The organism is Eoetvoesiella sp., from assembly GCF_035555955.1.
In the GTDB taxonomy this organism is placed as follows: domain Bacteria; phylum Pseudomonadota; class Gammaproteobacteria; order Burkholderiales; family Burkholderiaceae_B; genus Eoetvoesia.
The window spans coordinates 51,380-64,161 of sequence record NZ_DATMGA010000045.1 but is presented as its reverse complement, the minus strand read 5'-3'; the positions used below and the strand labels follow the sequence as shown (position 1 = coordinate 64,161).

Genomic DNA, 12,782 nt, shown 5'->3' with positions numbered 1-12,782 from the left:
ATGCCTACCTCAGCCATGACCAACACTTCTTCCCTGCATATCGTGCATGTCATTTCCGGGCTGGGCCAGGGCGGCGCCGAAACCGTGCTGTATCGCCTCGTCACGTCGCCGGGGCAGAACAACCGCCATACCGTCGTTTCCATGACGGATGAAGGCGTGTTCGGCCCCCGCCTGCGCGCGGCGGGCGTCACCGTGCTGACGCTGAACATGTCGGCGGGCCGCCTGTCGATTTCGGGTTTGTGGCGCCTGTATCGCTTGATGCGTACCTCGGCCCCCGACGTGGTTCAAACCTGGATGTACCATGCCGATCTGGTCGGCGGCCTGGTGGCGCGTCTGGCGGGCGTGCGGGCCGTGTCCTGGGGAATACGCAATTCGGGCGCCAACCTGGGCAAGAGCAGCCGCGTTGCCCGGGTCGTGGCCTGGGCCTGCGCCCGGCTGTCGGGCTTCGTGCCGGCCACCGTAGTGGCATGCGCCGCGGATGCGGCCCGCAACCACCAGGCCTGGGGCTACAAGGCGGACCGCATGGTGGTGATTCCCAACGGCTACGATCTTGCGCGCTGGCAGCGCAGCCAGGAGGCCCGGGAAAAATGGCGCCGGCAGTGGGGCGTGCCGCCGTCCGCGCCCGTCGTCGGCAGCGTCGCCCGCTGGAACCCCTTGAAGGATCATGCCAATTTGCTGGGCGCGTTCGCGCAAAGCGTCGCTTTGCGTCCGGACATGCGCTGCGTGCTGGTGGGCCCGGGCATGACGGCCGACAATCGCGAACTGATGGTCTTGCTGGAGCGCTGCGGCGTGCGCGACAAGGTCGTGCTGATGGGCATGCGCGAAGACGTGCCCGACATCATGAGCGCGCTGGACATCCACGTGCTGTCCAGTTGCGCCGAAGGTTTTCCCAACGTGGTGGCCGAGGCCATGGCCTCGGGCGTTGCCTGCGTGGTGACGGATGTCGGCGATGCGGCGCTCATCGTCGGCGAAGACGGCTGGATCGCGCCGCCGCAAAACGCCCGGCTTCTGGCCCAGGCCCTGGATGCGGCGGTGGCCGAACTGGGAACGCCGGCCATGCAGACACGCCTGCGGCTCGGCCGCGAACGGGTGGGCCGCCTGTACGGCCTTCAAACCATGGTGGACGCCTACGATGCCGTGTGGCGCAAGCTGGCGGGTCGATTCCCGCGGCGCGGCTCGGGCATGTCCGAACCGGCGGTTCTTGAGCAACCGCCATCGCCCGGCGCGGCGCCTGCGTCGGGCGGCATGTTGGAACGGAAAAAGACCCTCCTGTTCGTCGTGAACAACCCGGCGTTCTTTCTGTCGCACCGCCTGCCCGTGGCCCTGGGCGCCGCGGCCGCGGGCTACGAGGTGCATGTGGCGACCATGGAGGGCCCGGCCGCGCGCGCGATACAAGAGCACGGTTTCACGCATCATGCCATTCCCATGACGCGCAGCGGCAAGAATCCCTTGCAGGAACTGCAAAGCCTGCTCGCCCTGTGGCGCTTGTATCGCCGCGTCGATCCGGATGTGGTGCATGCCGTCACCATCAAGCCCGTGCTGTACGGCGGCATTGCCGCCAGGCTGGCGCGGGTGCCTGCGTATGTGGCGGCGGTGTCGGGCCTGGGATTCATTTTTACGCGGCGCAAGCGGGGCCCCGATTTTTTGCGCTGGGCAAGCATGGCGCTTTACCGCTTGGCCCTGGGCCATTCGAACAGCCGCGTCATTTTCCAGAATGCCAATGACCGCGACGTGCTGATGCAGGCGGGCGTGGTGCGCGCGGCGCAGATCGTGATGATCCGTGGTTCGGGCGTGGATCTGGAAAAATTCAGCGTGGCGCCCGAACCGGCGGGGACGCCGGTTGCCGTCATGGCCGCAAGGTTGTTGCGGGACAAGGGCGTATGTGAATTCGTGGAGGCTGCCCGGCTGGCGGCGGGGCATGGCGGCGGTTTGCGCTGGGTGCTGGCGGGCAGCACCGATGCGGGCAATCCGGCCAGCGTTACGGAAGACGAAGTGGCCTTGTGGAAGTCCGAAGGGGTGGTGGAATGCCTGGGAGAACAAGCTGACGTCGCGGGCCTGTACCAGCGCGCGCACATTGTCGTCCTGCCTTCCTACCGCGAAGGTCTGCCCAAGTCCTTGATCGAGGCGGCTGCTTGCGGCCGCGCCGTCGTCACCACCGATGTGCCGGGCTGCCGGGACGCCATCGAGCCCGGCCGCACGGGCGTTCTTGTGCCGGCCAAGAATGCCCGCGCGCTGGCGCGGGCGGTTCAGGAACTGGCCGACGACGCCACGCTGCGTCACAAACTGGGAGCCGCCGGTCGCGAGCTGGCCGAACGTGCATTCGATGTGCGCCTGGTGGTGGCCAGGCATCTGGAAATCTACGGGGAATTGCTGGCGGACGCTACGTCAAAACGGTAATGACGCCTCGGGAGCCAGCGCCTGCAGAGCCGAACGGAACTCGGCCTGTATGCGCTCCAGCGCCTGGGGCGTGTCGGCCTCGAAACGCAGCACCACCACCGGTGTCGTGTTCGAGGCCCTTGCCAGGCCGAAGCCGTCGCTGTATTCCGCCCGCACGCCGTCGATGGTGATCAGGCTTTCCGCCTGGGGAAACTTGCCTTCGTTTTGCAGCCGCCGGATGAGCGCGTGGGGTTCTCCCTCGCGCATCTGCAGCTTCATCTCGGGGGTGGAGACGCCTTGCGGCAGGGCTTCCAGCAGTGCCGAGGGATCCATGCTGCGCGACACGATCTCCAGCAGGCGGGTTCCGGTGTACAGGCCGTCGTCGAAGCCATACCAGCGTTCGTTGAAGAAGGTGTGGCCGCTCATTTCGCCGGCCAGGGGCGCGCCGGTTTCGGCCAGCTTGGCCTTGATCATGGAGTGTCCGGTTTGCCACATCAGCGGCTTGCCTCCGGCCGCGGCAACGGACTGCGCCACGTAGCGGCTGCATTTCACGTCGAAGATAATGGTGCCGCCCGGCACGCGCTGCAGGACATCTTGCGCATACAGGATCAACTGGCGGTCGGGCCAGATGATTTCGCCCGATTTGGTCACGACGCCCAGGCGATCGGCGTCGCCGTCGAAAGCCAGGCCCAGCTCGCAGTCGCTGGCCGCGACGTGACGGATGAGGTCCTGCAAATTGTGGGGGTCGGCGGGGTCGGGATGGTGGTTGGGAAATTTGCCGTCCACTTCGCAGTACAGCTCGTCGACCTGGCAGCCCAGGGCCTTGAAGAGCTTCGGCGCCACGGCTCCGCCCACGCCGTTGCCGCAGTCGATGGCGATTTTAAGAGGCCGGGCGAGCTTGACGTCGGAGACGATGCGCTGGATGTAGCTGTCGATCAGGTCGAGCCGGGTGCGCTTGCCGCGCGCGATGCCGGCGGGAGGGCTGGCCGTGCGCATGATTTCCTTCAGGGCCTGCACACCCTGGCCATGCAGGGTCTTGCCGGCCATCATCATCTTGAAGCCATTGTATTGGGGAGGATTATGGCTGCCGGTAATGGCCACGCCGGAGCCGGTTTTTTGCGTGTAGGCGGCAAAATACACCAGCGGGGTGGGCACCATGCCCAGGTCGATGGTGTCGATTCCCCCGGCCAATATGCCTTCCTGCAGGGCTTGCGCCAGCTCCGGGCTGCTGAGGCGCCCGTCGTAGCCGACGGCCAGCGCCGCAACATTTTCCTGGCGCGCCAGTTGGGCCAGGGCCAGCCCCAGCTTGCGGGCGAATTCGGGGTTGAGCTGTTCGGGAACGGTGCCGCGAATGTCGTAGGCTTTGAAAACGGCGTCGGGTAGCGGGCTGGGCGATGTCACGGTGCTTCCTTTCTGGATTGTTCGGTTTTGGCTATTGTATAGGGGCCGTGGATTGCGGCGCACGCGCAGGCATGGACGGCGGTGACCGCCCCGGCTTCGAATCGAGCCGCCCTGGGGGAGGGCGGCAACGCCAGTGGTGAAGCGCCGGCGGTTGGTTTCGCCGCCGCGCAAAGCGCGACTAAAATAGGGGACGCTGCGCTTTGGCGGCATTGATAAGGGTTGGCAATGGAGTTTCTGAACGAACTGGTGCAAATACTGGGCCAGCAGTATGTCCTGACCGGCGAGGATGCCGAGTCCTATCTGGCCGATTGGCGCGGGCGCTACAGCGGCAAGGCCGTTGCCGTGGTTCGGCCCGGTTCTGTTCAGGAAGTAGCCGGCGTTGTGAAATGGTGCGCGGCCAACAAAGTGCCCATTGTGCCGCAGGGCGGCAACACCGGGCTGTGCGGCGCGGCCACCCCCGATTCCAGCGGCACGGCGCTGGTCGTATCCCTGGGGCGTTTGAATCGCGTACGCGGCATCGATACCGACAACGACACCATGGTGGTCGAGGCGGGGTGCATTCTGCAAAACGTGCAGCAGGCCGCCCGCGATGCCGATCGCCTGTTTCCCTTGAGCCTGGCCGCCGAAGGCAGTTGCACCATAGGCGGCAACCTGGCGACCAATGCGGGCGGTACCCAGGTGCTGCGGTACGGCAATGCGCGCGAACTGGTGCTGGGCCTGGAGGTGGTAACCGCCGAAGGAGAAATCATGCACGGCTTGCGCGGGCTGCGCAAGGACAACACCGGCTACGACCTGCGCGACATCTTCATTGGCAGCGAAGGCACGCTGGGCATCATCACCGCCGCCACCATCAAGCTCTACCCCCAGCCCGTGGCGCAGTGCACGGCCCTGCTTGGCCTGAATTCGGTCGACGACGCGGTTGCGCTGTTGTCGGCGGCGCGCAAGGGTTTCGGTCCCGCGTTGACCGGCTTCGAACTCATCGCCGGCGACTGCCTTCATAACGTCGTGCAATGCTATCCGCAGCAGCGCATTCCGTTCGAGGGCGAGTCGGCCCAGCTGCCGTGGTACGCCTTGCTGGAGCTTTCCGACAGTGAAAGCGCCGAGCATGCGCGCGAGCGGTTCGAAACCATTGTGGGCGACGCCATCGAGGCGGGGCTGGTGGCCGATGCGGTCATCGCCGAGAACATTGCGCAAAGCAAGGCGCTGTGGCATTTGCGCGAAAGCATACCGTTGGCCGAAAAGGACCTGGGCAAGAGCATCAAGCACGATGTCTCGATTCCCGTTTCGCACATGGCCGAGTTCGTCGAGACCACCAACGCGGCGTTGCAGGCGAAATTCCCAGGAATCCAGCACATCATCTTCGGCCACCTGGGCGACGGCAACCTGCACTACAACGTGGCGCGCGGCCAGTATTCCGAAGATCAACTGCTGGCCAAGCAGGACGCCGTCTACGAAGTCGTGCACGAAAGCGTGCACAAATTCAGCGGTTCCATCAGCGCCGAGCATGGCGTGGGCCAGCTCAAGCGCGACGTCCTGCCGCGCTACAAGGATCCGGTGGAAATGGACCTGATGCGGCGCATAAAAAAGGCGCTCGACCCGCAGGGCATCATGAATCCCGGCAAAGTGCTGGCCGGCCCAACGTAATATGTCCGCTGCGAAGGCCCGCATCCTTATCGTGGAAAATGATTTCACGATTGCAGCGAATCTCTACGATTTTCTCGAGATGCGGGGGTTTCTGCCGGACGTCGCCTACGAAGGCCATGAGGCGCTGGCCTTGCTCGATGCCCACCACTTCGATGCGGCGATCCTGGATATCGGCCTGCCAGGGCTGGACGGCTATGGTGTCTTGCGGACTTTACGGCAAGAGCGCAAAGCGTCTATTCCGGTGCTGATGCTGACCGCGCGGGATCAACTGGACGACAAGCTTGCCGCATTCGGCCTTGGCGCCGACGACTACCTGACCAAGCCGTTTGCCTTGGCCGAGGTCGAGGCCAGGCTGCTGGTCATGCTGCGCCGGCAGTCCGGCAAGGATGGTGAGCAGGTGCTCGAGTTCGATGGCCTGGTGTACGACCCGGCCAGTCAGTCCGTAACCGTGGATGGCAGGCCGGTCGCGCTGGCGCGCAAGGCCTTGCTCATCCTGGGTCTGCTGCTGTGCAGTCCGGAAAGGGTGGTTGGGCATCGGGCGCTCGAACAGGCGCTCTGGCCCGATGGCCCTCCGTCAGCCGATGCCTTGCGCAGCCAGGTGCATTTGCTAAGAAAAAAACTGCTCGAAGCGGGTTTCGACGGCGTGGTAACCGTGCATGGCCTGGGCTGGAAGCTGGTTCGGCCTTCAAGGTCATGAGCGGAATGCGGGGGGAGCCATGAAACCTGGATCGTCGCTGACCTCTCGCGTGATATGGGCGTTGACCGGCCTGGTGGCTTCGTTCGTGGCGGCGTTTTGCCTGGCAGCCTATATTATTTTCGACCAGATGGAGGACGATCTGGTGGACGCGGTGCTGACAACGCAGGCGCAGCAGATTCAAGAGCAGATGGGCAAGGGCGAGATCATTCCCAAACAGTTGAATCCGGCGGAGCTGGGCGCTTCGATTCAGGGCTGGATAGTCGCCGATCGCGACGACGCCAGGATGCTGCCCGAACTCTTGAGGCCCTTGGGCGCGGGTTTGCACTTGCTGTCCCCCGAAAAGCAGACCTGGCATGTTCTGGTTCAGGATACCCCCGAGGGAATGCTTTATTTGCGTTACGATGCAACGGCGCATGAAGACCGCGTCACCGAATTCGGTTTGATCATGGCCGCCCTTGGGTTTTTCTGCGTATTGGGGGCGCTGTTCCTGGCCCGCTGGCTGGCGCGGCTCGTGGTGGAGCCCATGCTGGATCTGACCGACCGCTTGTCCACCTGGGCGCCCGGAGCGCCGAATCTGAGGGTGGCCAGGGACGACGAAATGGGGCGGTTGGTGGAGGTGTTCAATCGCGTGCAGAACCGGGTGGAAGAATCCATTGCCTTCGAGCGTGAGTTCGCCTCGAACCTCAGCCATGAAATCCGCACGCCGCTGTCCGCGATCCGCAGCGATGGCGAAATGGCTTTGTTCGATCCGGCGCTGTCGCCGGATACCGCCATGCGCCTGAAACGGATTATCGCCAGCACCGATGCGGCAACCAGCAGCCTGGCCAGCGCGTTGGCATTGACCCGCCCGGAACTCAGCCATCCCGTCAGCTTGTCCTTGCGGCAAAGCCTGGACGAGGCCTGGATGGCTTTGCAGCCCGAAGCCGAGAAAACCGGCCTGGTGCTGCGTAATGAAATTCCAGAGGCGATGCGCCTGATGCTGGATCCGTATGCCGTGTTGATCGTCATGCGCAATCTTGTGCGCAACGCCATCGAGCATGCCGCGCCCGCGACGCTTACCGTTGGTGTCGGACAGGAAGGCTGCCTGCGGTTCGCCGACGATGGGCGGGGCATTCCGGCGCGGATCCTGCCTTTGGTTTTCGAGCGTTACTACAGCCACCGGCGCGGTGATGCCAGCGGTCCGGGCATCACGGGGGGCGGCCCGCAGGATGCGCGGCGCGGCCTGGGGCTGGCGATCGCCAAGCGGGTGTGCGACTTGCATCACTGGCGCTTGAGCGTCGAATCCGTCCATCAGGGGCCGTCCGCGGGCACGACATTCACCCTGTGTTTCGCCCCGGATTAAAAGCCGGTTTTTTCCGGCAAACCCGTCTTTGGTGAGCGCGAAGGCCTTGCCGGGCGGGCACCTGAATGGCGATCCGGCGGTTCATTCAGTTTTCATTCAGAAATAATCAACGCTTTTTTCATGCCGTGCTTCGTATTCTGGCAGGCGGCTGAGTTGCGCATGTGCGTGCGCCGGCCTGTTTTGCGAAGGAACGATTGCATGTTTTTTACCGCCCATCACCGCCCGTCCGCGCTTTCCGAACGAAGCATCGATGAAATCTGGAGGCGGCTGTCCATTGTCCAGGTGCGGCGGCGCTACACGCTGGTTGCGCTGGGAGTTCTTGCCGTACTCATTTCGCCTTTTCTGGCTTCGACCTGGGCAAGCGGGTCGCCCGTGCATCGCGGCATTGAATGGCTGGGCCTGACCCTGATTTTTGCGGCTTTCCTGGGCCGCAGCTGGTGCATTCTGTACTTGGGCGGCCATAAGGGGGCAACGCTGGTTCATCAGGGGCCGTACTCGGTCAGCCGCAATCCGCTTTATCTGTTTTCCGTGACAGCCGTCGCCGGTATCGGCATGCAGACCGGCAGCGTGGTCTTCGGCTTGCTTTTGGCCGTGTGCGTGTATGGTGTTTTCAATTACGTCATCGGCCAGGAAGAAATTCTGCTCCGCAGGGTTTTCGGCTCGGAGTTCGACCTGTATTGCGCGCGGGTGCCGCGCTTCTGGCCCAGGCTTGCGCGGTGGCAGTCCGATAAAGACCTGCTGATCGACGTTGGCGGGTTATGGAATACGGTGCGCGATGCGCTGCCTTATTTCCTGGCTGTGCCCGTTTTCGAGTTCATCGAGTATGCCCAGGGCTGCGGGTGGCTGCCCGTGCTGCTGCACTTGCCCTGATACCCTCATATTCGCGGCGCGAGCCGCCGCGTCTCCGGCAGGGCCGTAGCCGGCGGCTCCTTTTCGTGCATCAGGCCATCGGCTTATTTACGCTGGCATTTGGGGCAGAAGTACGTGGCGCGCTGGCCTTGCACGATTTTGCGTATGGGTGTCCCGCATTGGCGGCAGGCTTGTTTTTCGCGGTCGTAGACGGCCGCGTGAATCTCGAAATAGGCGCCGGCCTGCCCGCCGGCGTTCACGTAGTCCCGCAGGGTGCTGCCGCCCGATTCCAGGGCGTCGGCCAGGGTCGCCCGGACCGCGTCGCACAGCAGGGCGCAACGTTTCAGCGATAGCTTGCCGGAGGCGGTTTCGGGGTGGATGCGGGCGCGGAACAAGGCCTCGGATGCATAGATATTGCCCACGCCCACGACGATCTGGCCGGCCAGCAAGGCCTGCTTGATGGCCAGGCTCTTGCCTTGCAGATGCCGGTGCAGCCATTCGGGGGTGAATAGGGGATCGAAGGGTTCCAGTCCCAGCTTCGCAAGCAGCGGATGCTGCAGGATGGGGCCGTTGGCCGCCGGGTGCCACAGCACGGCGCCGAAGCGGCGCGGGTCGTGCAGCAGGAATCGCGCATGCTCGAACACCCATTCGACGTGGTCGTGCTTGCGCCGTTCTTCATCCAGCGCCACGCGGCGCAGCGAACCCGACATGCCAAGATGGACAATCATCGTGCCGGATGCAAAATTGATCAGCAGGTATTTGCCCCGGCGCTCGCAGCTTTGCACTTCCCGGCCCTGAACCAGGTCGGAAAGGCCGGGAGGGACGGGCCAGCGCATGCGCGGCTCGTGCACAATGAGGCGTTGGAGCACATGTCCGGGCATAATCGTCGCTATTCCGCGACGAGTGGTTTCAACTTCTGGCAGTTCTGGCATGTCGGGGTGCTAACATCCTAATAAAACTAAAACGTTATGTTATTTTGCCATGTCGGGCCATTCGGCCTCGGCGGCAATGGTTCTGATGAATGAAACCTTCAAACTCTGTTTTTTTGGCTGTCTTTTCCAGCTTGTTCCTGCAGATTCCCGCCGCGGCCCTTGCCGCCCCGGAGCCAGGGTCGGGCCAGCACGTCGAGCAGATCCGGTTGCGGGCCGGCGAGCCGCCCGTCGTCAAGCTGACAGGTGATCTCCTCTACCGCATATTGGCTTCCGAAATCGCCGCCCAGCGCGGTGACTACGACACGGCCAGCCAGGGGTACCTGGATCTGGCCAAGGACACATCGGACCCCCGCCTGGCGAAAAAAGCGTTTCAGCTATCCATTGTCGACCGCAATATGCGCCGCGCCCAGGAGGCTGCGCAAGAATGGGCGTTTCTTGCACCCGGCGACCAGGAGGCGGTAGCCAGTTCCCTGGCGCTGGCGGCCTCGAACGGCCAGACCGCCGGCATGGCCTTGGCATTGCGCGAACGCATCGCCAAGGCCAGCGATAAAAGCACGGCCATCGGCCAGGCCCTGGTCATCGTCAGCAAACTGAACGACAAAAAGGTGGCGCTGGAAATCCTGGATCAGGCGCTGGATGGTCCGGCGCGCGCCACGCCCGTCGCTCATTTGGCGCTGTCCGATGCGGCCTGGGCGGCGGGCGACGTAGCTCGGGCCCTGGGCGAGGCGCGCCAGGCGCTGACCATGGATCCCAACTCCGAGCCGGCGGCGCAGCGCCTGCTCGAATACGGCCTGAAGGACGACCCGGGCCAGGCCATACAGTCCGCTTACGACTTCATCGACAAACACCCCCAGGCGCGCCGGCTGCAACTGCTGCTGGCCAGCCGGCTGGTCGACCGCAAGGATTTCGAGGGCGCGCTGGCGCTGGTGCATCGCATGCGCCAGGCCGCGCCCGAGGATTTCGACCTGCTCTACACCGAGGCCGAGGTCAATTTCCAGGCCGGCCGCTACGAGCAGGCCAAGTCTTTGCTGAACGAGTACATCAATGTCCAGACGCAGCGCCGCCAGTCCATCGACGATCGGGCCAGCAACGCCATGTCGGACGCCTCGGACGCCCGCCTTCTGCTGGTCAAGATCGCCGAAAAGCAAAACAGGCTGGACGAGGCGATCAAGCAACTGGAGCTCATCGACGACCCCGCGCTGGTGTTTCAGGCCCGCATGCACCAGGCCGTGCTGCAGGGCCGCCTGGGCAATATTCCGCAGGCGCGCAAGACCATAGATGCGGCCAAGGCGCAAAGCCGCCATGAGCGGGCGGTAAAGGCCCTGACCATGAGCTCCATCTATCGTGATGCAGGGCGCTCCGACCAGGCTGTCGAGGTGCTGGTCAAGGCCGACAAAAGCCTGCCCGACAGCGCCGAAATCAAGTTCGACCTGGGCATGTTGTACGAAAGGCAGGGCAAGCTGGACGAGTTCGAGAAGCTGATGCGGCGCGTGATCGAGCTGGAGCCGAACGACGCCGACGCCTACAACGCCTTGGGCTATACCCTGGCCGACCAGAACACGCGCCTGGACGAGGCCCAGGAACTGCTGGAGCGGGCTCTGGACTTGCAGCCCGACAGTCCCTTTATTCTGGACAGCGTGGGCTGGTATTTTTACCGGGTCAACGACCTGCAGGCGGCGCTGGGATATTTGCAGCGTTCGTACAACATCATGCCCATTGCCGAAGTGGCCGCCCATTTGGGCGAAGTGCTCTGGAAGCTGAAGCGGCATGACGAGGCCCGCAAGGTCTGGGCGGCCGGCATGGCCAAGGACCCCGACAACGAAACCCTGCTGAAGACGCTCGAGCGCTTCAAGGTGAAGCTGCCATGATGGCAGCCTGGGCGAGGCGCTGGCGGGCGGGAATGCTGGCCGGTTTTTGCGGGCTGCTGCTGGCGGCCTGCGCCACTCCGAACAAAATCGTCGGCGAGGGCGGCAGCCGGGCTTTCGACCGTACGGGCCGTTTTGCCGTAACCGTGGCCTATCGCGATGGCCATCAAGATGCGGTGCAGGGCGGCTTTGCCTGGCACGATGCGGGCGACCAATTGGTGCTCGACCTGGCCAACCCCCTGGGCAGCACGCTGGCGCGGGTCAAGGTTTCGCCGCGCATGGCAGTCATGACACGCAGCAATGGCGACACCGAAAGCGCTGTCGACGCCGACGGCCTGGTTGCCAAGGTGCTGGGCAGCCCGATCCCGGTCGCGGGTTTGCGCGACTGGCTGCGCGGGCGAACCGGCGCGGCGCCGGTCGGCGAGTTGCGCAAGAACGACGCGGGACAGCCCATCGAGTTCACGCAGGCAGGCTGGCAGGTGGCCCTTTCGCGCTACGACAGCCTGGGCCCCCGCCTGCTCCGCTTGAGCCGCGGTGAAGCGGATCGCGACATCAGCGTGCGCCTGGTCGTCGACGGCGACTAGGGCGGGCATGGTACTGTACGACGTCCCGGCGCCGGCCAAGATCAATCTGTTCCTGCACGTCGTGGGCCGCCGGCCCGATGGCTACCATCTTCTGCAGTCGGTGTTCCGCTTCATCGGCCTGTACGACACGCTGCATTTCGATTTGCGCGCCGATGGCCGCATCATGTGCGACAGCGCCGTCGAAGGCCTGGATCCCGCCCAGGACCTGGTTGCGCGGGCGGCCCGGGCCTTGCAGCAGGCCACCGGCACCAGGCAGGGCGCCCAAATTCATTACGTAAAGCAGATTCCAACGGGCGCCGGTCTGGGGGGCGGGTCCAGCGACGCCGCCAGCACGCTCATCGCCCTCAACCGTTTGTGGAAGACGGGCCTGGACCGGCAGGCGCTGATGCGGCTGGCCCTGCCGCTGGGGGCGGACGTGCCGGTGTTTGTGTTCGGCCAGCCGGCCTTCGCTGAAGGCATAGGCGAAATACTGAGCCCGGTCGGCGTGCCCGAGCGCGCTTACGTCGTGGTGCGGCCGCATCAGAAGGTGCCGACCGCAGGAGTGTTTTCGGCCCCCGATTTGACAAGAAATTCTCCATGCATCAAAATATCGGTCTTTGCTGATTGGCAAAAAATTGAAGCGAAAAAAAACGGTAGCCTTAGCCGCGGCAGCTTGAGTCGGCTTAGTCAACCCGGTGGCTGGTTTGAAGGCCAGGTTCCTTTTTTTGGACGCAACGATTTGGAGCCGGTTGTTTTTGGCAAGTATCCCGCGGTTCGCCGCGCAGCCGAATGGCTGCTCGAGCAGGGAATACAGCCAAGAATGACAGGATCGGGCGCTTGTCTTTTTGCCGAATTTGTAAGCATGGAGCAAGCGGCTGGATGTCAGCAGGAAATTATCGGTAAAATACGCTGCATTAGTAATAAAAGCAGTAGTACCGGTGGCGATGCAGTCATCGATAACGCGTGGGCTTGCCCGGGTCTTGTCGATCATCCGCTAAGGCACTGGTTGCAAGATTAATTGGGGAATCGCCAAGCTGGTTAAGGCACTGGATTTTGATTCCAGCATGCGAAGGTTCGAATCCTTCTTCCCCAGCCAACTTTCTAAGCCTATCC

General features: G+C 63.8%; 10 protein-coding genes, 1 tRNA gene and 1 pseudogene. 10 read left to right on the top strand and 2 right to left on the bottom strand.

All coding sequences use genetic code 11. The features are described 5' to 3' along the window. Positions 1–1,023, top strand: a pseudogene (locus tag VNT00_RS11965) (glycosyltransferase family 4 protein); the annotation flags it as partial. Positions 1,024–1,245: 222 nt separating this feature from the next. Then, positions 1,246–2,397: a glycosyltransferase family 4 protein gene (locus tag VNT00_RS11960; RefSeq protein ID WP_414650929.1), complete on the top strand. Its 1,152-nt coding sequence runs from the start codon at positions 1,246–1,248 to the stop codon at positions 2,395–2,397. Here the strand turns inward: VNT00_RS11960 and VNT00_RS11955 are convergent. After that, on the bottom strand, positions 2,386–3,777 hold the full coding sequence (locus tag VNT00_RS11955; RefSeq protein WP_325587736.1) for a phosphomannomutase/phosphoglucomutase: 1,392 nt from the start codon (positions 3,775–3,777) through the stop codon (positions 2,386–2,388). The genes VNT00_RS11960 and VNT00_RS11955 overlap by 12 nt on opposite strands. Positions 3,778–4,002: 225 nt before the next feature. On the opposite strand from VNT00_RS11955, the gene VNT00_RS11950 reads away from it, so the two are divergent. The 4 genes from VNT00_RS11950 (at position 4,003) to VNT00_RS11935 (ending at position 8,330) form a co-directional block, all read left to right on the top strand. Then, on the top strand, positions 4,003–5,421 hold the full coding sequence (locus VNT00_RS11950; protein WP_325587734.1) for an FAD-binding oxidoreductase: 1,419 nt from the start codon (positions 4,003–4,005) through the stop codon (positions 5,419–5,421). Position 5,422: 1 nt separating this feature from the next. Continuing rightward, the gene (locus VNT00_RS11945) at positions 5,423–6,118 is read left to right on the top strand and encodes a response regulator transcription factor (protein ID WP_325587732.1); all 696 of its coding nucleotides are present in this window, start codon (positions 5,423–5,425) and stop codon (positions 6,116–6,118) included. A gap of 19 nt (positions 6,119–6,137) precedes the next feature. Beyond that, positions 6,138–7,460 (top strand): sensor histidine kinase, encoded by a 1,323-nt coding sequence (locus VNT00_RS11940; protein WP_325587730.1) that lies wholly within the window; start codon positions 6,138–6,140, stop codon positions 7,458–7,460. A 198-nt stretch (positions 7,461–7,658) separates the two neighbouring features. Beyond that, entirely contained in the window at positions 7,659–8,330 is a 672-nt protein-coding gene (locus tag VNT00_RS11935) for a methyltransferase family protein (RefSeq protein WP_325587728.1), read from the top strand. Between the two features lie 83 nt (positions 8,331–8,413). On the opposite strand, the gene mutM is transcribed toward VNT00_RS11935, so the two are convergent. Next, the gene (mutM, locus tag VNT00_RS11930) at positions 8,414–9,241 is read right to left on the bottom strand and encodes a bifunctional DNA-formamidopyrimidine glycosylase/DNA-(apurinic or apyrimidinic site) lyase (RefSeq protein WP_325587726.1); all 828 of its coding nucleotides are present in this window, start codon (positions 9,239–9,241) and stop codon (positions 8,414–8,416) included. 89 nt (positions 9,242–9,330) lie between these two features. Here mutM and VNT00_RS11925 point away from each other — a divergent pair, with 89 nt between their 5' ends. The 4 genes from VNT00_RS11925 (at position 9,331) to VNT00_RS11910 (ending at position 12,765) form a co-directional block, all read left to right on the top strand. After that, entirely contained in the window at positions 9,331–11,109 is a 1,779-nt protein-coding gene (locus tag VNT00_RS11925; RefSeq protein ID WP_325587724.1) for a tetratricopeptide repeat protein, read from the top strand. Then, positions 11,106–11,690, top strand: a complete 585-nt coding sequence (locus VNT00_RS11920) for an outer membrane lipoprotein LolB (RefSeq protein ID WP_325587722.1) — start codon at positions 11,106–11,108, stop codon at positions 11,688–11,690. Before VNT00_RS11925 ends, VNT00_RS11920 begins: the two co-directional genes overlap by 4 nt. 7 nt (positions 11,691–11,697) lie before the next feature. Then, a complete protein-coding gene (ispE, locus tag VNT00_RS11915) occupies positions 11,698–12,687 on the top strand; it encodes a 4-(cytidine 5'-diphospho)-2-C-methyl-D-erythritol kinase (RefSeq protein ID WP_325587720.1) in 990 nt (329 codons plus the stop codon). Position 12,688: 1 nt separating this feature from the next. Then, a tRNA-Gln gene (locus tag VNT00_RS11910) sits at positions 12,689–12,765 on the top strand. Positions 12,766–12,782 lie beyond the last annotated feature (17 nt).